We start from the raw sequence: 19,962 nt of genomic DNA, 5'->3' as shown, positions 1-19,962 counted from the left end.
CTAGTGTACAAACGGCTCTAGGCCTGACAAACGCATTTTAGGTTCAAATTCAGGAATCTTGCGTGGCGCGATATGTTCAACCGCATTGGCAATATCGCGAATGTGCTCTGGGGTACTGCCACAACAGCCGCCTACAATATTCACTAGCCCTGACTGCGCCCATTCTTTGATGTGCTCGGCCATCTCCGGACCTTCCATATCGTATTCACCAAATTCGTTAGGCAGGCCTGCATTAGGGTGCGCGGATATGAAGCACTCACTCACATTGGCTACTTCATCTACGTATTGGCGCAATAGATCTGGGCCCAGTGCGCAGTTTAAGCCGAAGGAAAACGGGCTAATATGCCGCATTGAGTAATAAAATGCTTCCGCGGTTTGCCCCGAAAGCGTGCGCCCTGAAGCGTCGGTGATAGTGCCTGATACCATCACGGGCAAAGACTTACCGAGTTTTTCAAATACCGACTCTACGGCAAACGCTGCTGCCTTGGCATTTAACGTATCGAAAATAGTTTCAAGCATAATTAGGTCAACGCCGCCTTCAATGAGGGCTTCGGTAGACTCGCTATACGCTTCCACTAGTTCGTCAAATGTGACATTGCGCTTACCTGGGTCGTTCACGTCAGGTGAAATAGAAGCGGTGCGGTTTGTTGGACCTAGCACACCGGCTACGAAACGGGGTTTCTCAGGAGTTTTTGCGGTGAATTCATCGGCAGCTTTGCGCGCTAACTTAGCCGCAGCCACATTGATATCCCGTGATTGAGCCTGCATATCATAGTCGGCCATAGCGATAGTCGTCGCGTTAAAGGTATTGGTTTCTATAATATCCGCGCCAGCTTCAAAATAATCACAGTGAATCTGATAAATAATGTCTGGCTGGGTAAGCACTAATAGGTCGTTATTACCCTTTACGTCGCAATGCCAGTCTGCAAACTGTGTCCCGCGGTAATCTTCTTCTTCCAACTTGTGGCGCTGGATCATGGTGCCCATTGCACCGTCTAGTATAAGAATGCGTTTTTTAGCGGCTTCTGTAAGCGTTGCCTGCGCGCTAGAAATTTCTCTTTGGCTCACGTGCTACCTCTTTGGCTGTGACTTTTCAGCAAGCTGACTTAAATCGTAAGGCGTGGTCTGATAGACATAATAATTCAGCCAGTTTGTAAACAATAGGCTGCCGTGCGAGCGCCACTGTACAATAGGAGACTTGGCTGGATCATCCCCTTCAAAATAATTTTTTGGCATTGCTGGGGTTTGACCCGCGGCAATATCCCGTAAGTACTCGTCTTTAAGCGTATCAGGGTCATATTCTGGATGGCCTGTTACAAACACCATTCGCTTGTCTTCTGACGCTACGATATAGGCACCCACGTCCTCAGATTCTGCCACAACGCTAAGGCCTTCGACACTGTTATACAGAGAAGTATCGATATGCCCGTAACGAGAGTGAGGGGCATGAAAAGTTGGGTCGAAGCCTCTTAAAAGCTCATTGTTCGGGTCGTTCACTTTATGTTGAAAAACTCCTGAAAACTTTTCGTCTCTAATCTTTCGAGTAATACCATAAAAGTGATACATAGCAGCGTGAGCAGCCCAGCACAGGTATAAAGTAGAGTTAACGTGCCGCTGTGCCCATTCCAATATTTTGGTCATGGTTTCCCAATACTTCACTTCTTCATAGTCGATAAGCGCTAGGGGTGCGCCAGTAACAATAAGGCCATCGTATTTTTTGTTCGCGACTGCTGAAAAGTCGTGGTAGAAGGCATCCATGTGTGATTGGGGAGTATTTTTTGGTGCTTGATTATCAATTCGAATCAAGTCTACGTTTATTTGCAGCGGCGTATTTGACAATAGGCGAAGCAACTGCACTTCCGTTTCTATCTTGTTCGGCATCAAATTAAGAATGCCGACTTCGAGAGGACGAATATCCTGATTGGCAGCCCTGTCCATGTCCATGGTAAAAATATTTTCACCTAGTAGTACATTCTGCGCGGGTAATTGCTCAGGAATACGAATTGGCATAGAGGACTCCAGTGATAAATTACAATACCTGTATTGTGTCTATAACTGGCGATATGTCAACATCTTTACGTCTAGACGTCTAAACGTTTCTTTTTTAAGACGAGCCTATCGATACAAACAACTAGCTATTTTGCTTATGCACCATCATTAACATCTCAGCTTCAGCGCGAGGAATGTCACAGGCCTCGATGATTTCTTCAACGCTGGCGCCTTGCTTAACTAAGTCTGCAGCACGCTGATATAAACGTAGTGAAGGGTCCTGCATTTTGAGTTCGCGAAGCTGATTTTCTATATCAGTTTGCTTTTCGTCTAGTTCTTGAAGGTGGCGAGTGATAACCAGAGTGCGTGCTTGCGCCTCGGTTTGTTGATTATTTGCGTTGTTAGCGAGCGCCTCAATTCGCGCAATGGCCGATGCACTATTTTGCTCGCTATCGCTTAAAGCTGTACGTAACTGCTTAATGTGCGAATACAGAATACTTACAGTAACAGCAAGCACTATGATAAAACCGCACAAGATAAGTTCAATTAAGGTAGGTGCAGCAAGCTGCCATTCCATGGACATAACCCTTGGGGAAATGGTGGCGACATAGACAATACATGCCGCCTATTCATTGTTTAGATATTGCTAAGCTCATCCCACTCTTCGTCGCTGAGCAATTTATTCAAATCGACAAGAATAAGCAATTCGCCATCACGATTGCTAACGCCTTGGATAAATTTAGCACTTTCTTCAGTACCAACGTTAGGGGCGCTGTCGATTTCTGAAGATTTTAAGTACACCACTTCGGCGACACTATCCACTAAGATACCGACAACCTGTTCGTCAGACTCTATGATCACTATACGAGTGTTGTCTGTGATTTCCGTTGGTGGTAGCCCAAAACGCGCACGGGTATCGATGACGGTTACCACGTTACCACGCAAGTTAATAATACCAAGCACATAATCAGGCGCACCGGGTACAGGGGCTATTTCGGTATAACGCAATACTTCTTGTACTTGCATTACGTTAATACCGTACGTTTCTTCACCTAAGCGATACGTCACCCATTGAAGGACTTCATCGTTACTGTCGCTAGCGTTATTATTCATTCTTTCATCGCTCATGAACCTGGCTCCCAATACTATGGCGTCTGGTCGTTACTGCCTAAGCCTTTGTTAAGCATAGATATTAATTCTTCAACGTCAATTAACGCACACATTTTTTCTTTAACCATCCCTGCTAACCAGGGACGTTTACCTGTGGACTCGCGCCATTTTACGTCATCGGTAGTCAAATTGACCGTGTTTACAAGCTTTTCGCTTGCTAGTCCCCACGCACTCTCTCCTAACATTATAAGATATCGGTAGTTGAGCGATTGTGCGAGATTTTCGTCGTATTTTTCTGGCATTACCCATTTTGCAGAGTCAACAACACTTAGTTTAGACTCTCTGTGCAACATTACACCCATAAACCAGTCAGGTTTTCCAAATAAAGGGCCAATTTTTTCAATTTGGTGGATCCCCCCTAGCGAAGTTAAGGGAACCGCAAGCGTTAGCCCTGCAACCTCAAAGAATAGCGCCTGAAAGCGGAAACCGAGAGTATCCTTTAGTGGAGTTTTTAAACTCTCAGGAACACTTACCTCACTTTCTTCTGCCTGTACAGGTACCTCAACGGATGAATGCTGCTTTTCGCTATCAATCGTCTTTAAATTTTGACTTTCAATTAACGAAGAGACCTCTTCAGCTAACGCTTCTTCTTTGTTGACGTGCGCTTCGCTATCGCTAGCCGTTGATACAAGGGCTGACTCAGCCATTTGCTGAGAGGCCTGCTCAAGCAATTTTGCCGTGCGCGCAGTGACATCTTCAGGAGTTTCAGGCTCTTTCAGAAGACTGTCTAGGTATGCCTCCATCACTTCTTCACGGGCAAATGGCGATTGCTTGCTCATGGTCTTGTTATTTCTCCAATACGGCTAACAGTTTATCGTAGGCATTTACACCTCTTGTCTTTGGATACGCAGCAGAGATAGGAAGCTGCACCAAACTAGCATCCCTAAAATGAGTATCCACCGGGATGACACCTTCCCATACACGTTCACCGTAATCACTCATTAAGCGTTTTCTCGACGCTAGTGCGGCGTTTGTTCGCTTATCGAATAAAGTAGGGATGATCAGAGTATCAAAAGACTTATCTAATGAACGCCCCATTATTTCCATAGTGCGTATCATTCTATCTAAGCCTTTAAGCGCCAAATATTCTGTCTGAGTCGGAACAATAACCTTATCGCATGCCGCTAAGGCATTAACCATTAACACGCCCAATACAGGCGGGCAGTCGATGATAGCAAAGTCGAACTCACTGGATATTTTAGCTAGTGCTTTTTTTAGCACTAAGCCCATCCCCTGCTCGCTTCCCATGGTTCGGTCTAACGTCGCCAATGCCATGGTTGCGGGTAACACATATAAATTGTCGAGTTTTGTAGGACTGAGACAGTCCATAACATTATCGGCAGTAATCTCGTTAGACTTAATAAAAATGTCGTAAACAGAATGGCTTGTCGCTTCTGCATCAATACCAAAATAGTAACTAAGCGATGCGTGGGGATCGGTATCTATCATGAGCACTCGCTTGCCCTTTTGAGCTAGCAAGCCGCCAAGGCTTACGGTTGTGGTAGTTTTACCTACCCCGCCTTTTTGATTTGCCACAGTCCACACTTTCATAATCACTGTTCCATTACTGTTCAAACTGCTATCGCATTTCGGTTTGAACGCAACTGCTTATATCATCGATATTAATATTTTTACTCGATATATTAGCCACAGCGACAGCTTGAGGCATACCGTAAACCACACAGGAGTCTTGGTCTTGCGCCCAAATAGTCGCGCCCTTATCCTTGAGTATTCGACAGCCCTCTCGACCGTCTGCCCCCATACCCGTTAAGATGATTCCCAGCACGTCGCCACCATAAACTTTAGCCAACGAGCTAAAGGTTAGATCTACGCTTGGCTTATAATTCACCTTATCAGACTGGCTTGCATCAACGATGGAAATTCGCTTATTGCTACCGATAGATTCGAGCAACATTTGCTTTCCCCCCGGGGCAAGATAAGCGTGCCCAGGTGCTAAAACATCGCCATGCTCTGCTTCTTTCACTTTAATTTTACAGTTACTATCTAAACGCTGTGCAAATGCAGTAGTGAAAGTTCCAGGCATATGCTGCACAAGTAAAATAGGATGAGGAAAATCTGCAGGTAGTGGAGAAAGCACTTTTTGAAGTGCAACAGGTCCACCTGTGGACGCCCCAATAGCTAAACATCTGTACTGCTTACCCGTTGCCCTGACTGAGGAAACGGTAGGCTGCTTGTCGGCGCCTTTATGGCCTGAAAGTAAACCCGATGTTTTGAAAAAAGCCTGTTTGGGCGCATTATCAGGAAGTTTTCTGGTCTCCGCTGTGCGAAGAGATGGGCGCTTCAAGCCCAATCCTCTTCGCGCTATCAACCTAACTTTAGTACAAAGCAGTCGCGAAGCATCTTTTCTATCTTGGGCAATGTCTTCGAATTTTTTGGGTAAAAAATCTAGCGCGCCTGCCTCTAACGCATCAAGCGTTGCCTGAGCGCCATGATGCGTCAATGAAGAAAACATCAAAATAGGCGTAGGGCGTTTATCCATAATAGCCTTTACCGCCGAAATACCGTCCATAACAGGCATTTCAACGTCCATGGTTATTACATCGGGTTTTAGTGCTTCTGTTTTATCCAGTGCATCACGCCCGTTTCTCGCTTCCCCAACAACTTCAAGTTCTCTATCACCATCGAGTATTTCTCTTACTCGACGGCGATAAAAGGTCGAGTCGTCCACGACTAGGACTTTAAAGACCATGGATTATCATTCCTGTTAATTCATCGCCTTACTTAATGGGTTTACGCGCGTACCGTTTTAGCAGGCTCGGAATATCTAAAATTAATGCAATACCACCGTCTGAGGTAATTGTAGCTCCCGCCATACCAGGCGTTCCTTGCAACAATGCATCCAGCGGTTTGATAACCACTTCTTCCTGGCCTATTAGCGCGTCTACGACAAACCCGACTTGCTGTGTACCAATTTGCACTACAACAACATGCCCCTTTTCTTTATTTATATTTTTAGGGCCTCGGATTAACCATTCGCCAAGGAAAAACAGAGGGATTGCTTTTGAACGAACTATCATTGTTAATTGGCCATCCACCGTATTGGTCTTCTTGATGTCCATATTTATTATTTCGTTCACCGCACCTAATGGTAACGCAAAGGTCTGTTTTCCTACAACAATCATTAACGTAGGTAGAATCGCGAGCGTTAACGGCACCTTGATATCTAATCGTGTACCTTTTCCTAACTGCGAGTCAATATTGATGGTACCGTTGAGCTGGTTAATTTTGGTTTTAACCACGTCCATGCCCACACCACGACCTGAAATATCGCTGATTTCGGTTTTAGTAGAAAAGCCAGGTGCAAAGATAAGGTTGAACGCTTCAACATCAGACATGCGTGCTGCTGCATCTACATCCAATACGCCACGGCTAATTGCGATCTCTTTTAGCTTCTCGGCGTCCATACCTTTACCGTCGTCTTCGATAGTAAGAAGAATATGGTCGCCTTCTTGAGATGCTGATAGCTGAACTGTACCCATGCGAGGCTTACCTGCCGCAGCACGATCATCCGGCATTTCTATCCCGTGGTCGACAGAGTTTCTCACCAAATGCACTAGCGGGTCGGCCAATGCTTCAACCAAGTTTTTATCTAAGTCTGTCTCTTCACCTACAAGCTCTAAGGTAATTTCTTTCTTTAAGCTTCTAGCTAGGTCACGTACAACGCGAGGAAAACGGCCAAACACTTTCTTGATAGGCTGCATGCGGGTTTTCATTACCGCACCTTGCAAGTCTCCCGTCACTACATCTAGGTTAGCAATGGCCTTTGACATGCTCTCGTCGTTGCTGTTGATCCCCAAACTTATCAGTCGGTTTCTAACGAGTACGAGTTCACCGACCATATTCATAATTTGGTCTAAACGCTTTGTGTCTACACGTACCGTTGTCTCAGCAGGTGGTGGAGCAGGAGCCCCTTTTTTATCATCTTTCTTGGAAGGCGCTTTAGGTGCAGCTGCTTTACTCGTTTTAGCTGGGCTTGCTGCACTAGGTGCGGGCTTCGCCTTAGGCGCAGCCGGGGCACTCGCCGCTTGCTTTGCTTTTTGAACAGCCTCGGTAGCCGCTTTGTCTACAGGAGGTTCAGGTGCTGCTGGAGCAGAGCTTTGTTTAGTTGGCCCTTGACCTGAGCCGTGAAGCTGATCAAGCAGAGCTTCAAATTCATCGTCGGTAATTTCTTCATCACCGGCACTACTTGCCGGAGCAGCTGCTGATGCTGGTTCTGCAGCACTTTTTTCGTCTCCACCAAACTGACCTTTTCCGTGCAGATCATCTAACAGTGCTTCGAACTCTTCATCAGTAATGTCATCACTGTCAGTGCTCGCCGCTGGTGCTGACGTTTGCGCAGGCTCCGTTTTGGCGGGTTTTGTATTGGTTGATGCAGCTTGTCCTGGAGCACCACCTCCATGAAGCTCATCAAGAAGAGCCTCAAACTCATCTTCGGTAATTTCTTCTATACCACCGCTACTTTCACTGGTATCTGACGCTGCTGGCACTGGTTCATCTATAACTAGTTCCGGCTCTTCTGCAACGACCTCGGGCTCAGCCGCGACAACTTCTGGCTCGGCGGCAGGCGCACTTGCATTGTCGAAAATGTTTTCATCTGGAGATTCTGGGCGACTGAGTTTGTGTAACAGGTCGACGAGGTGTGCATCTGCCGGCTCTAGCGGCTCTTGTGCTTTTACTCGTTCAAACATTTCAACTACCACATCAGTGGCTTGCAAAATGATATCCATTAACTCAGGCGTTAGCGTTCGTTGGCCATTGCGCATAACGTCAAAGACGTTTTCAGCACCGTGACAAATTTCAACTAACTCAGTAAGAGAAAGGAAGCCCGCTCCCCCTTTTACTGTGTGATAGCCGCGAAAAATTGCGTTAAGCAAGTCCGCGTCTTCAGGATTGTTCTCAAGATCAACGAGCTGTTCTTGTAATTGTTCAAGTATCTCTCCAGCTTCCACTAGAAAGTCCTGTAATATTTCCTCGTCAACATCAAACGACATGCACCCGCTCCCCTAAAAACCTAAGCTAGACAGAAGATCATCTACATCATCTTGACCTGAAACGACGTCATCTCGTTTGTCAGCATCAATAATTGGGCCTTCTGCCTCTACACCATCAACCTTATCGGCCTTAACGCTGGAAGGTTTAGTTTGTTCTGCACCGTCCCGTTCGCCAAACATAGTAAGCATGTTTACAAGGCTATCTTCGACTTCTTTAACCAAGTCGATAACGCGACGAATAACCTGTCCAGTCAAGTCTTGATAACCTTGTGCCATCAAAACTTCAGTAAGTAACTGTGTAAGTTTAGCCGACTGATTCGAACCGTCTTCCAACAATTCGTCTAAGTCTGCACATAAAACCTTAAACTCACCCAACTCGATTTGGCGGTTCATCAGCTTTTTCCACTCTGGCATAACCTTTTCGATTCGCTCTGCGAGCAGTTCAGCGATGGGCATACTCGCCTCTACGGCATCCATAGTAGTATTAGCAGCTTTCTCGGTTTCTTCAATTACGTAGGTAAGGCGGGACTGAGCATCAGGGATATCGTCTGTAGCTAAATTTTTGATGCGGTCGTCTATTTGAAAGTTGTTTAATGCGTCGTGGAGTTGACGCGTCAACTTGCCTACTTCAGCGAATAGCTCAACGTTTTCTTTCATTGAGACGGCTTCAAGTAGTGCATTAGCTGAAGTCTTGTCACCTTCTTCAAGAAAAGTGACAAGCTGCTTTGCTTCTTCTAACGATATTGGAACGTTTACATTCGTTGACATCCAGTAAACCTCATTTATCTGGTGAGCGTCTGGATCAACCTAAACGTTCGAATATTTTATCTAATTTTTCTTTAAGCGTTGCCGCGGTAAAAGGTTTAACAACGTAACCATTCACACCCGCTTGGGCGGCGGCAACGATCTGTTCCTTCTTCGCTTCGGCGGTCACCATAAGTACTGGCAGATGCTTAAGTTTGTCATCGGCTCTAATTGCTCGGAGCAGATCTATACCCTGCATACCAGGCATGTTCCAATCAGTAACAACAAAGTCGAAATCGCCTTGTTGTAACATAGGTAATGCGGTGCTTCCGTCATCCGCTTCCTGGATATTGGCAAAACCCAAATCTTTAAGCAGGTTTTTGATGATTCGTCTCATGGTTGAAAAGTCATCGACCACGAGAATTTTCATGCTTTTGTCCAAAATAGCCTCCACTGAGGGGTTAATTGTTTTTAATTTCTATTCTTCGTCAGCTTGCCACGACTTCATTCGTGATTTGAGTTTTAACATGGCTTGACTATGAATTTGACTGACTCTCGACTCACTTACGTCGAGAACCTCGCCTATTTCTCTTAAGTTTAGTTCTTCATCATAGTAAAGTGAAAGAACAATCGCTTCTCGCTCGGGTAATGTCGTTATTGCATGGGCCAGCGCTTTTTGAAATGCGCCCTGCATTAAATCTTCTAACGGTGCATCACTGCCTCGACTTTGCTCGGTAGTGATTACATCTTCCGACACACCTAAATCTTCAATGCCCACCAGCTTCCCGGCATTTACTTCATTGAGCATCTGGTGATAATCCTGCAAGCTCACATTAAGCTTGTCAGCAATATCGGAATCTCGTGCGTCGCGCCCAGTTTCACTTTCTACCTGAGATATCGCTTCTGTTATTGCGCGACCATTTCGGTGAACAGAACGTGGCGTCCAATCACCTTTGCGTATTTCATCCAGCATGGCACCGCGAATGCGGATACCTGCGAAGGTTTCGAAGCTTGCGCCTTTTGACCCATCAAAGTTTCGAGCGGCCTCTAACAAACCAATCATTCCTGATTGGATAAGGTCATCAACAAGAACACTCGCAGGCAGGCGCGCCATCAAATGGTGCGCAATACGCTTAACCAGAGGCGCATGTCTTTCGACTAACTGCGATTTATCTGTTTGCTGTTGATAAGCGGCTGCCTTGCTGTTCAACGTTGACTTCCTACGGCTTTTTCTGCAACTAATTGTTCAATGAAAAATTCTAAGTGACCTCCAGGCTGCGCCGGAATAGGCCAAGTAAGCGCCCTGTTTGCTAGCTTAGTTATCGCTACGGCTGCAGGAGAGCCCGGAAAAGCATCTACAATAGCTGTTTGCTTACGCACTGCTTTGCGAATATTTTCGTCAAATGGCACCGTCGCCACTAATTCTAGTGCAACATCAAGAAAACGCCCTGTCACTTTACTTAATTTGCTAAATAATTCCTGACCTTCTCGCACATCGCGAACCATATTGGCCACAACTTTAAAGCGAAAAACACCGTGCTCACGGTTAAGGATTTTTATCAGCGCATACGCATCAGTTAGTGATGTTGGCTCATCGCAAACCACCACCATGATATCTTGGGAGGCTTTAGAAAAGCTTAATACCATATCTGAAATGCCAGCAGCGGTGTCGACTATTAATACGTCTATTTGAGAACGCAGCTCGCTAAACGCTCTTATTAAGCCAGCGTGCTGTGTGGGTGAGAGTTCCGCCATTGACTGCGTACCAGATGTGGCGGGAGCAATCTTAATACCGTGTGGGCCGGTTACTAAAACCTCGTCCAACGTGCACTCGCCAGAGAGTACGTGAGATAAGTTTTTCTCAACTCGCAGGCCTAACATCACATCTACGTTTGCAAGACCAAGGTCCGCGTCAAGAACCATTACCCGCTTACCCTGCTTCGCCATGGCGATAGCAGTGTTAAGTGTAATGTTTGTTTTACCTACGCCACCTTTACCACCAGTGACGGCGATTACTTTGATTAACCGTGATTGCTTCATTTTTCTTAAGCTACTCGCTTGATCGTCAATCATACTGCTTATGCTGTTTTAATTGCGTTGTTACCACTAGTATGATTCAAACCGTACTTTTTATAAAGCTTTGCAGCAGCGGAAACCAAAGATTTCGCTTCTGCAATCTTAATGTCTTCAGGCACTTTTTGACCATCGGTGACATAACTAACCGGTAGTTGATATTCAACCGCTGCACTAAGTACCTCTCCTAAAGAGTAGCACTCATCTAACTTTGTGAAAATACAGCCACTTAGTTCAATATCGTCATAGGCTTGAATGATTCTCTGCAAAGCCGGATATTGCGTATTGGCTTGCGCTACCAAATATTTTTTAACTTTTGGCATTTGGCCATTGTCGAACTGCTTAATTTGCTTAATTAATCGACTATCACGCTGACTAAAACCTGCTGTATCAATCAATACTAGTCGCTTATGACGAAGTTGGAACAATAAATCTGCAAGTTCTTCACTAGTTTGCGCTTTTCGCACAGTACAGCCAATAATTTTTCCGTATGTCGCTAGTTGCTCATAGGCTGCAATTCTATACGTATCAATAGTAATCATAGCCACCGATTCTGCACCATATTTCTGCGCGTAGCGGGCGGCCAACTTTGCAACTGTGGTTGTTTTACCTGTACCAGTAGGCCCAACTAATGCAACAGCACCTTGTGAGCTAAGTATATCGTTTCCGGTAACATTTATGCGATTAGCCAATAGGTTAAGAAGATATACCCACGCGTCACGTTCGTTGTAATGAGCCGGTGTATAGCTAATCAGTTGTGTTGCTAGTGCACTACTCAGCCCCATATCGGTTAATCGCGTGACCAGATATTGATGAACAGGTTTTTGACGCTTGTTCTTCGCTTCCATTAAGTCAGCAACTTGATACTGCAATACGTCGCGAAGTGAAGCTAACTCTTCTTTGATTTGAGCTAGTTCAGCTGACTGGGATACAGGTGTTTCACCCATACTTGACGCCTGGTGCTCAGGAAAAGTCTCTTGCTCGACAACATCTTGAGCTGGCGATTGTGTTCCAAGGTCGTCGATAAACGCTTCTGAAAAATCTAAGTGAGAGGCAATTTCGTTGGCGTGCTTAGCGTTCGCTGACATTGGCTGTTTTGGTTGTGCAGAACTGCTTGCAACTGGGTTTCCACCATGCTGCTTTTCCAGCAACGCTTTTAAGCTGTCAGGACCGTCATCGCCAATAATTTCACTTAAGCTAGGCACAGCCTTTTGGCCAGGTGTTTTTGCCGCGGCTTGTGGTGCTGCCTTAGGCGTGAAAAGCTTAGCTTCAGGCTCTTTGTCGTAGGCTGCTACAAGCTCGATGCCGTCAGCGACTTTGCGATTTGACATGATCACAGCATCACTGCCCAACTCAGCTTTAACTTGGCTTAGCGCCTCACGCATATCTTTGCCGAAGAAACGTCTAATTTTCATTGCAACCTCTCCAATCACCCAGTGTCAGATTATTGACCGACCGAACTGACTATTTTTATTTGTTTGTCGTCAGGCACTTCTTGGTATGAAAGAACATGCAGCCCAACAACAGAATACTTTAAGAAGCGAGACAGAACGGGTCGTAGCATGCCTGAGGTAAGGAGTACTGCAGGTTCCCCTTCTAACTCTTGCTGCTGACTGGCTTGCTGCAATGATTTTTGCAGCTTGTCTGCCAGACCTGGTTCGATACCAGCACCGTCTTCGCCACCTGCTTGAAGGGACTGGTGCAACATCTGTTCCAACTCTGGCGCCAAGGTTATGACAGGTATCTCTTTCGCCCCTTGGGTAATTTCTTGAACGATTAAACGCTTGAGTGCTATACGCACTGCAGACACCAGTACATCTGGGTCTTGGCTTCGTGTACCGTATTCACTAAGAGTCTGAACAATGGTGCGCATATCGCGAATAGGCACACCTTCAAATAGCAAGGTTTGCAGCACTTTCACAACTGTACTAAGCGGCAGAATATCGGGTACTAAACCTTCAACTAATTTAGGGTGCTGTTTGGCGAGCATATCTAAAAGCTGCTGCGCTTCTTCATGCCCAAGTAACTGATAGGCGTTATTGGAAAGTAACTGACTAAGATGAGTCGCAACAACAGTGGCGGCATCAACAACCGTGTATCCAAGAGTTTGCGCGTGCTCGCGCTTATTAGGCTTAATCCACACCGCATCTAACCCGAAAGCAGGGTCTTTAGTAGCGCGCCCCTCTAATTTTCCGAACACTTGTCCGGGGTTAATGGCAAGTTCTTCGTCGTGACTTATAACGGAATCGCCAATAGTGACGCCGAGCATAGCGATGGTGTAAGTGTTAGGCTCTAAGTCTAAGTTGTCGCGTATATGAACAGGTGGAATAAGGAAGCCGAGTTCTTGGGAAAGTTTTTTACGCACGCCTTTAATTCGTGTCAACAACTCGCCACCTTGAGATTTATCAACAAGAGGAATTAAGCGATAGCCCACTTCTAAACCAATGGTATCCACCTGCTGAACGTCGTCCCATCCCAGCTCTTTAACTTCAGGTGCAACAGTTTCGTCTTTTGCAATGTTCTCTGGTAATTGAGGTTCTGCAGCTTTCTTCTTAGCTTGAACTGTCTGCCAATACGCAAACCCTGCAATCAAAAATGAAAAACCCAAGAATGCGATATGAGGCATACCCGGGATGATACCCATGACGAAAAGCACGCCTGATGCAATATAAAGCGCTTGATTATTGCCTAGCTGGCCACGGATTTCTTTTCCCATTTCCTGGGTTTCGTTTTCACGAGTAACGATAATCGCCGTAGCTACCGAAAGTAGTAATGAAGGTATCTGCGCCACCAAACCATCACCAATGGTCAAGATGGTGTAGATCTCTATGGCATTTCCAAATGAGAGATCGTGCTGAATCATGCCTATAAATAACCCGCCAACGATATTGATGAGCATGATAAAAAGACCGGCAACCGCATCACCTTTTACAAACTTTGATGCACCGTCCATCGACCCGTAAAAGTCAGCCTCTGCGGTTATTTCTTCGCGACGCTGACGCGCTTGGTCTTGATCGATATAGCCTGCGTTCAGATCAGCGTCAATTGCCATTTGCTTACCTGGCATAGCATCCAAGGTAAAGCGAGCACTTACTTCTGAAATACGTCCCGCACCTGCGGTTACTACCTTGAAGTTAATAATAAGAAGGATAGCGAAGACAACAATACCCACAGCATAGTTACCGCCGATAACAACCGCACCGAAGGCTTCAATCACCTTCCCTGCTGCATCTCCCCCTTCGTGACCGTAAAGTAATACAACCCGCGTAGATGCAACGTTTAGTGCCAGACGCAGAACTGTCGCAATTAGTAGCACAAGTGGGAAAATACCAAAATCCACAGGCCGTTGAGTGAGTACCGCCACCAAAATGATGACGAGAGAGAGCGCAATATTAAAGCTAAACAATACGTCGAGTAAAAACGGCGGCATGGGTAGTATTACCATTCCCATGATTGCCAAAAGGACAATAGGCGCGCCTAAACCACTGGTAAAATTTTGCAGCTGATTTTTATCGAATCGCTGAAGATAACCGGATAACTGCATGGCTTGGTGTCTCTCTATCAGAAAATTGACGCTTTATGTAAATCTTCAATAGAGTTTTCAACTAACGTGCCAGCTTTATACAAAGCGGCATTTACATATACCAATAGACCCCAAAAGTATGCGATAAGTATAAAAAAGCCAAAAAAAACCGCAGTAAAATAGTCACTTAGCGACGGTATTCTGGAGGAATAGGCAAATCTCGTTTAAGTGGTTTAGGACGCTTACCCTTTCCTGCCCTATGTGCTTTAAGCTGATAGACGTGTGCTAGCACCTGCGCTACCGCCATAAATAAGGCGTTCGGAATTTCATCGTCGACTTCTGTCGAATAAAAGATGGCACGAGCAAGTACAGGAGAAGGTATTAAGGGTACGTCATTGGCGGTAGCAATTTTTCTGATATGCATGGCCAATTCATCAGCCCCTTTTGCCACCACAACAGGTGCTCTTACGCCCTGTTCATCATACTTAATCGCTACTGAAAAGTGAGTCGGGTTGGTTACTACCACGTCTGCCTGAGGTACTTCCTGCATCATGCGCTTGGTAGCTGCTTGATACTGCAAACGGCGAATACGGCCTTTAACCATAGGGTCGCCCTCTGCATTTTTGCGCTCGTCTTTAACCTCTTGCTTGGTCATTTTCATTTCTTTGTTGTGCTTATACATTTGATAAGGCACATCGATGAGCGCGATGGGGATCATGCCACATACTAGAATGAGAAATGCCCATTTAAGTATGTCCATAGCGTGAAACAGGTTGCCCGGATAGAGCTCCATATCTAAATGCAGCGCTTCATCTTCGAAGAACAACAGCGCCCCTATGGCCATACTGATGATAACCACAACTTTAGCGATAGATTTTAATAGCTCAACCAAGCCGTTCATACCGAACATTCGCTTGAAGCCCTGAATTGGACTCATTTTGGAGCCCTTAGGCTTTGCACCTTCCCAGGTAAAATTAAAACCACCAAGTGCAATAGAGCCATAGATGCCGGCTATCATGGCAACCACCATATAAAGCAACACGGCTGGACCTACCGCTGAGAAAGCTTCGCCCCAAGCGCCGAACATGTGGGTAGTATCATAAGTTTCGTCGCGAGAGAGAATAAACATTCGCTGGGTAAGCTTGAAAACAGATTCAGCAACCCATTCACCCACAAATAAAAACATAAAGGCGCTGACAATAAGCACTAAAGTTGTAGATAGTTCACGGGAACGGGCCAGCTGCCCTTTTTTTCGGGCATCTTCGAGTTTTTTCCCCGTGGGGTCTTCTGTTTTTTCGCTTGAATCTGCCATGTTTTCCTACGAACAAATATTCAATAGTTCACACATAAACTGTTCGGCTCTAAACCATTGGGTTTCGAAGTGTGCAGTAAAGTTATCAAGTGTTATCCAAATAATCAGTAATCCCATTACCTGAGCAATGGAAAAGCCAATACTAAAAATGTTTAGCTGGGGTGCAGCCTTGGTCATTACACCAAACGCTAAATTCACTATAAGTAGTGACACAATGGGCGCTAGAGATAAGGTTACTGCGGATATAAACATCCAACCGCCCCAATGGGCAATATCTCGGAACTGTTCACCTGTCCACCATGCTTCGCCTATGGGAAACGCCTCGAAGCTCATTACTATCATTTGGATCATGGACAAATGCCCATCCAACGTCCAAAACAATAAGGTCGCCAATATTAGATAAAACTGACCAACCGCAGGTACGTTTATACCGTTTACGGGGTCAACAATAGACGCGAACCCCAAACCTGTTTGCATGGCTATGATTTGGCCTGCAAGCACGAAGGTATTAAGTACCATCATGGAAATAAAGCCAATAGCAATACCAATAAGCAACTGCTGTATAACAATTAAAAATGTGCCCACATCCACCAAGTTTTCTATAGGTGATGGAGGGACTACTGGCATGATGATGAGCGTTAGCATTATACCCAGCAGGGCTCTTACCTGCGGGGGAATTGATTTAGCACTTAAGCCAATCATGGCCACGAACAAGCCGCTAATGCGCATAAATGGCAGCAGCATGTCCGCAAGAAATTGATTGATGGTGGCGAGTTCTACTTCCACAGCGTCAGCCTTCTACCCCACAACCTGCGGGATCATATCAACCATTCTGAAAGTAAAATCCATAAGCTGTTGTACCAGCCAGTTTCCTCCCCAGCTCAGTGCGAGAAGCGTGACAAGCAAGCGAGGTAAGAAACTCATGGTTTGTTCGTTGATACTGGTAGCAGCCTGGAATACAGCCACTACTAAGCCCACGATGAGGCTTGGAACAATCACCGCGGACACCAAGACAATAACCATGAACATGGCTTCTCGCAGTATTTCTACAAAGACTTCTGGTGACATAAGCCCTCCTAGACGCCCATACCAAAACTGGTCGCCAACGTTCCGAAAATAAGGTTCCAGCCATCGACCAATACAAAAAGCATGAGCTTAAACGGCAAAGATACAATCATAGGCGAGAGCATCATCATACCCATGGCCATCAATATAGACGCTACCACCAAGTCAATAATAAGAAAGGGAATAAATAGCATAAAACCGATTTGAAACGCGGTTTTAAGTTCACTGGTTACAAATGCGGGGATAAGGATGGTTAGCGGTACTTCATTGGTATCTGCATATTTTCCTTCATCTCCGGCTATCCGTACAAACGTTTCTAGGTCTTTTACCCGTGTTTGAGAAAGCATAAACGCGCGCATGGGCCCTTTGGCTTGCTCAAGAGCGTCTAAACTGGTGAGTTGCTCGTTAAGATAGGGCTGCAAGGCGCGCTCGTTCACCTCTTCAAATACCGGCGCCATAATGAACATAGATAAAAACAAACTTACGCCAATTAGTATCTGGTTCGAAGGTGATTGTTGAAGGCCAATTGCCTGTCGCAGAATAGACAGTACCACGATGATACGCGTAAACGATGTCATCATCATGATAAACGCAGGGATAAGGCTTAACGCTGTCATAATAAACAGCGCTTGAAGCGTCATAGTGTAATCTTGCGAACCGTCTTGGTTGGTCGTAACCGTCACTGCAGAAATCCCCTGCTGAGCATAAGCAGGCTCCACGAGCAGCAATAACGGTAGGGTTAAAAGTAGCCAGGCAAACTTACGCATTTTTCGACTCTTCCTTTTTTTCTTTTTCTAAGCTGGGGTTAAGCTTCCCCGCCATCGCAGCAACAAGCTTTTGTTTAAACACCTCAGCTCCATTTTGTTGCTCGCCTGTGGCTTTGTTTAATCCTTTCACAGGCACATCAAGGTTTTTGTCTAACTTGCTTAGATGTGAAATATTGTGGCTAGTAACACCAATAAGATGCTGCTCATCGCCCACCTGAATTACCATTATTTTTTCTTTTGTGCCAACAACCATGCTGGCGGCCACTTTCATTTGGTTTCCGCCCATAGCAGTGACATTAAACCGACGCATTACGTACGCTAAGGCAAAAATAACGCCGACGACTACCAGCAGGGAAAGGAAAATTGACAGTATCGACGTGGGATTGGTGATTGACTGGGTCGATTGCGCGACGGCTATCTGGCTAAATAAAAGGGGCAGCATTGCGCAACCCCTTAGTTTATAAGAAGTTTTATCTGAGCTTCTTGATTCTCTCAATTTGACTAATAACATCCGTTAATCGAATACCGAATTTGTCGTTGACCACTACTACTTCACCATGAGCAATCAACGTGCCATTAACTAATACATCTAGTGGCTCACCGGCAACACGATCCAGCTCCACCACAGAACCCTGGTTCAACTGTAGCAGATTTCGGATACTTATTTGACTACGGCCGACTTCCATCGAAATAGTCACTGGAATATCTAGAATAGTATCTAGCTTTTTCTTTTCTTCTTGCGTGATAGGCGCGTCGTCAGTTAATTCGTCAAGTTCAGCAACTTGTACGTCTTCGTTATCGCCAGCCTCTTGTTCCGCTTCAGATTCGGCTTGTTCGGCCATCGCCGCTGCCCAATCGTCCATACCGTCTTCACTCATGGGAACTCCCCTCTACCTTACAGGTCTTCTTCGAGTACTTGCAGTTCTGCGTCATTATCAATAATGCGCCCACCGCGGGTTAATAACTGTAGCTCAGACTTCACTGAAGTCGGTCTTGCAATCTTCTCTACAATTTTCAGTGCCAAATTGTCGCGACTGCGACCTAATTTAGCCCTGAACGTGGGTAAATCTTCAATCAATACTGTGATGGTTTCTGGCATCTCCACAGGGATGATATCGCCAGGCTTAAACTCCATCACATCGCGAAGCGGTACATCAACGTCTAGCATATGCGTAGTTAATGCTACTTTCACATCCATAATTTCATCGCGAAGTGCCTTACTCCAACGTAAATCTGTATCTTCTTTATCGCTTTGAACACCTGCATCTAGGAGTTCGCGAATAGGCTCTAACATTGAGTATGGCAATGACACGTGGAAGTCGCCACCGCCACCATCTAGCTCGATATGAAACGAGCTGATAACTACAACCTCGGTTGGACTCACAATGTTCGCCATTGCAGGGTTTACTTCTGAGTCTAGATATTCAAACGACACATCCATGACCGGTGCCCAGGCTTCTTTATAATCTTCAAAGATTATTTTAAGCAGCATCTGGATAATACGGCGTTCCGTGGGCGTGAATTCACGGCCTTCGATTTTGGCATGGTACCGGCCGTCACCGCCAAAGAAGTTATCTACCAGAATAAACACCAAGCGAGCTTCCATAGTAATTAGCCCAGTACCTTTAAGCGGACGGAAACGCACCATGTTCAGACTCGTTGGAACGAACAACGTATGAATATATTCGCCAAACTTAATCATCTGAATACCGTTAATCGATACTTCAGCTGAACGTCGCATCATGTTAAACAAACTTACACGCATGTGACGGGCAAAACGTTCATTCACAATTTCGAGCGTAGGCATACGCCCACGCACAATTCTATCTTGCGAGGAGAAGTCGTACTCGAGCGTAGAAGCGTCAGAGTCGCTACTGCCGACCTCTTCCTCTTCTACATCATCTACCCCGTGTAACAGGGCATCGATTTCATCTTGAGATAATAAATCACTCACCGTCTTCTACCTTACTTAGTCGATGCTTTACTGCATGACAAAACCTGTAAACAATACGCGCTCTACAACATCGCTGCCCGTAATGTCTTTCAATGCTTTTTGTACTTCAGTTACCGCTTGCTCACGAAGCTCAATTTTACCTGCCTCTGTGACAAGATCGTCTGCATTTGACGTACTAAAAGCTTGCAAAAGCGTACCTTCAATAAGCGGTATATGCGTTTTTGCTAATTCTTCATTATCAGAACCACGCACTAATAGCTGTACTTTAATTTGGACGAGTCTGTCTCGTCCTGATCCGGGCACATTGAAGACGAAGGGTCTTGGCATAGCAACGTAAAGCGCCGTACCTATTT

Annotated in this window: 21 protein-coding genes and 1 pseudogene (1 of these 22 running past the window's edge); all 22 read right to left on the bottom strand. The window is 45.6% G+C overall.

Going from position 1 to position 19,962, the window contains the following annotated elements; translation table 11 throughout:
* Positions 1-1,068, bottom strand: coding sequence for a homocysteine S-methyltransferase family protein (locus PCAR9_RS05040; protein ID WP_179982676.1), 1,068 nt, complete (start codon positions 1,066-1,068; stop codon positions 1-3).
* Between the two features lie 3 nt (positions 1,069-1,071).
* Complete coding sequence (gene metA / locus PCAR9_RS05035) at positions 1,072-2,010, bottom strand: homoserine O-acetyltransferase MetA (RefSeq protein ID WP_179982675.1); 939 nt, start codon at positions 2,008-2,010, stop codon at positions 1,072-1,074.
* Positions 2,011-2,131: 121 nt separating this feature from the next.
* Complete coding sequence (locus PCAR9_RS05030; protein ID WP_179982674.1) at positions 2,132-2,566, bottom strand: DUF2802 domain-containing protein; 435 nt, start codon at positions 2,564-2,566, stop codon at positions 2,132-2,134.
* 59 nt (positions 2,567-2,625) lie between these two features.
* The gene (locus tag PCAR9_RS05025; RefSeq protein WP_136780770.1) at positions 2,626-3,117 is read right to left on the bottom strand and encodes a chemotaxis protein CheW; all 492 of its coding nucleotides are present in this window, start codon (positions 3,115-3,117) and stop codon (positions 2,626-2,628) included.
* Positions 3,118-3,134: 17 nt separating this feature from the next.
* On the bottom strand, positions 3,135-3,938 hold the full coding sequence (locus tag PCAR9_RS05020; protein WP_179982673.1) for a chemotaxis protein CheW: 804 nt from the start codon (positions 3,936-3,938) through the stop codon (positions 3,135-3,137).
* A 7-nt stretch (positions 3,939-3,945) separates the two neighbouring features.
* Positions 3,946-4,710 (bottom strand): ParA family protein, encoded by a 765-nt coding sequence (locus tag PCAR9_RS05015; RefSeq protein WP_179982672.1) that lies wholly within the window; start codon positions 4,708-4,710, stop codon positions 3,946-3,948.
* A 28-nt stretch (positions 4,711-4,738) separates the two neighbouring features.
* The gene (locus PCAR9_RS05010; RefSeq protein WP_179982671.1) at positions 4,739-5,869 is read right to left on the bottom strand and encodes a protein-glutamate methylesterase/protein-glutamine glutaminase; all 1,131 of its coding nucleotides are present in this window, start codon (positions 5,867-5,869) and stop codon (positions 4,739-4,741) included.
* 28 nt (positions 5,870-5,897) lie between these two features.
* Positions 5,898-8,171 carry a chemotaxis protein CheA gene (locus PCAR9_RS05005; RefSeq protein ID WP_179982670.1) on the bottom strand — a complete coding sequence of 758 codons (2,274 nt, stop codon included), beginning with the start codon at positions 8,169-8,171 and terminating at the stop codon, positions 5,898-5,900.
* 12 nt (positions 8,172-8,183) lie between these two features.
* Positions 8,184-8,939, bottom strand: coding sequence for a protein phosphatase CheZ (locus PCAR9_RS05000; protein ID WP_179982669.1), 756 nt, complete (start codon positions 8,937-8,939; stop codon positions 8,184-8,186).
* A 34-nt stretch (positions 8,940-8,973) separates the two neighbouring features.
* Entirely contained in the window at positions 8,974-9,357 is a 384-nt protein-coding gene (cheY, locus tag PCAR9_RS04995) for a chemotaxis response regulator CheY (RefSeq protein WP_025254383.1), read from the bottom strand.
* Positions 9,358-9,393: 36 nt separating this feature from the next.
* Complete coding sequence (locus PCAR9_RS04990) at positions 9,394-10,125, bottom strand: RNA polymerase sigma factor FliA (RefSeq protein WP_118489982.1); 732 nt, start codon at positions 10,123-10,125, stop codon at positions 9,394-9,396.
* On the bottom strand, positions 10,122-10,988 hold the full coding sequence (locus PCAR9_RS04985) for a MinD/ParA family protein (RefSeq protein WP_118489983.1): 867 nt from the start codon (positions 10,986-10,988) through the stop codon (positions 10,122-10,124). Before PCAR9_RS04985 ends, PCAR9_RS04990 begins: the two co-directional genes overlap by 4 nt.
* Positions 10,989-10,993: 5 nt before the next feature.
* Positions 10,994-12,403 carry a flagellar biosynthesis GTPase FlhF gene (flhF, locus tag PCAR9_RS04980; RefSeq protein ID WP_179982668.1) on the bottom strand — a complete coding sequence of 470 codons (1,410 nt, stop codon included), beginning with the start codon at positions 12,401-12,403 and terminating at the stop codon, positions 10,994-10,996.
* 29 nt (positions 12,404-12,432) lie between these two features.
* Complete coding sequence (gene flhA / locus PCAR9_RS04975) at positions 12,433-14,532, bottom strand: flagellar biosynthesis protein FlhA (protein ID WP_179982667.1); 2,100 nt, start codon at positions 14,530-14,532, stop codon at positions 12,433-12,435.
* A 166-nt stretch (positions 14,533-14,698) separates the two neighbouring features.
* A complete protein-coding gene (gene flhB, locus PCAR9_RS04970; protein WP_179982666.1) occupies positions 14,699-15,823 on the bottom strand; it encodes a flagellar biosynthesis protein FlhB in 1,125 nt (374 codons plus the stop codon).
* A gap of 6 nt (positions 15,824-15,829) precedes the next feature.
* Complete coding sequence (gene fliR, locus PCAR9_RS04965) at positions 15,830-16,609, bottom strand: flagellar biosynthetic protein FliR (protein WP_179982665.1); 780 nt, start codon at positions 16,607-16,609, stop codon at positions 15,830-15,832.
* A gap of 12 nt (positions 16,610-16,621) precedes the next feature.
* Entirely contained in the window at positions 16,622-16,891 is a 270-nt protein-coding gene (fliQ, locus tag PCAR9_RS04960; RefSeq protein WP_012517675.1) for a flagellar biosynthesis protein FliQ, read from the bottom strand.
* An 8-nt stretch (positions 16,892-16,899) separates the two neighbouring features.
* Complete coding sequence (gene fliP / locus PCAR9_RS04955) at positions 16,900-17,655, bottom strand: flagellar type III secretion system pore protein FliP (RefSeq protein WP_179982664.1); 756 nt, start codon at positions 17,653-17,655, stop codon at positions 16,900-16,902.
* Complete coding sequence (gene fliO / locus PCAR9_RS04950; RefSeq protein ID WP_179982663.1) at positions 17,648-18,097, bottom strand: flagellar biosynthetic protein FliO; 450 nt, start codon at positions 18,095-18,097, stop codon at positions 17,648-17,650. Before fliO ends, fliP begins: the two co-directional genes overlap by 8 nt.
* Before the next feature lie 28 nt (positions 18,098-18,125).
* Positions 18,126-18,533 carry a flagellar motor switch protein FliN gene (gene fliN, locus PCAR9_RS04945; protein ID WP_014948639.1) on the bottom strand — a complete coding sequence of 136 codons (408 nt, stop codon included), beginning with the start codon at positions 18,531-18,533 and terminating at the stop codon, positions 18,126-18,128.
* Positions 18,534-18,550: 17 nt separating this feature from the next.
* The gene (gene fliM / locus PCAR9_RS04940; protein ID WP_179982662.1) at positions 18,551-19,609 is read right to left on the bottom strand and encodes a flagellar motor switch protein FliM; all 1,059 of its coding nucleotides are present in this window, start codon (positions 19,607-19,609) and stop codon (positions 18,551-18,553) included.
* 27 nt (positions 19,610-19,636) lie between these two features.
* Positions 19,637-19,962 (bottom strand): annotated as a pseudogene (gene fliL, locus PCAR9_RS04935) (flagellar basal body-associated protein FliL); it runs 207 nt beyond the window's last position.

The organism is Alteromonas macleodii (genome assembly GCF_903772925.1).
GTDB classification, from domain to species: Bacteria; Pseudomonadota; Gammaproteobacteria; order Enterobacterales; family Alteromonadaceae; genus Alteromonas; species Alteromonas macleodii_A.
The sequence above is the reverse complement of the archived record's forward strand: the minus strand, read 5'-3'. Positions and strand labels throughout refer to the sequence as shown.

Excerpts from the sequence above, each read along its gene's own strand:
- metA (WP_179982675.1), bottom strand. The coding sequence starts at position 2,010 with ATGCCAATTCGTATTCCTGAGCAATTACCCGCGCAGAATGTACTACTA.
- PCAR9_RS05030 (WP_179982674.1), bottom strand. The coding sequence starts at position 2,566 with ATGGAATGGCAGCTTGCTGCACCTACCTTAATTGAACTTATCTTGTGC.
- PCAR9_RS05025 (WP_136780770.1), bottom strand. The coding sequence starts at position 3,117 with ATGAGCGATGAAAGAATGAATAATAACGCTAGCGACAGTAACGATGAA.
- PCAR9_RS05020 (WP_179982673.1), bottom strand. The coding sequence starts at position 3,938 with ATGAGCAAGCAATCGCCATTTGCCCGTGAAGAAGTGATGGAGGCATAC.
- PCAR9_RS05015 (WP_179982672.1), bottom strand. The coding sequence starts at position 4,710 with ATGAAAGTGTGGACTGTGGCAAATCAAAAAGGCGGGGTAGGTAAAACT.
- PCAR9_RS05010 (WP_179982671.1), bottom strand. The coding sequence starts at position 5,869 with ATGGTCTTTAAAGTCCTAGTCGTGGACGACTCGACCTTTTATCGCCGT.
- PCAR9_RS05005 (WP_179982670.1), bottom strand. The coding sequence starts at position 8,171 with ATGTCGTTTGATGTTGACGAGGAAATATTACAGGACTTTCTAGTGGAA.
- PCAR9_RS05000 (WP_179982669.1), bottom strand. The coding sequence starts at position 8,939 with ATGTCAACGAATGTAAACGTTCCAATATCGTTAGAAGAAGCAAAGCAG.
- PCAR9_RS04985 (WP_118489983.1), bottom strand. The coding sequence starts at position 10,988 with ATGATTGACGATCAAGCGAGTAGCTTAAGAAAAATGAAGCAATCACGG.
- flhF (WP_179982668.1), bottom strand. The coding sequence starts at position 12,403 with ATGAAAATTAGACGTTTCTTCGGCAAAGATATGCGTGAGGCGCTAAGC.
- flhA (WP_179982667.1), bottom strand. The coding sequence starts at position 14,532 with ATGCAGTTATCCGGTTATCTTCAGCGATTCGATAAAAATCAGCTGCAA.
- flhB (WP_179982666.1), bottom strand. The coding sequence starts at position 15,823 with ATGGCAGATTCAAGCGAAAAAACAGAAGACCCCACGGGGAAAAAACTC.
- fliQ (WP_012517675.1), bottom strand. The coding sequence starts at position 16,891 with ATGTCACCAGAAGTCTTTGTAGAAATACTGCGAGAAGCCATGTTCATG.
- fliP (WP_179982664.1), bottom strand. The coding sequence starts at position 17,655 with ATGCGTAAGTTTGCCTGGCTACTTTTAACCCTACCGTTATTGCTGCTC.
- fliO (WP_179982663.1), bottom strand. The coding sequence starts at position 18,097 with ATGCTGCCCCTTTTATTTAGCCAGATAGCCGTCGCGCAATCGACCCAG.
- fliN (WP_014948639.1), bottom strand. The coding sequence starts at position 18,533 with ATGAGTGAAGACGGTATGGACGATTGGGCAGCGGCGATGGCCGAACAA.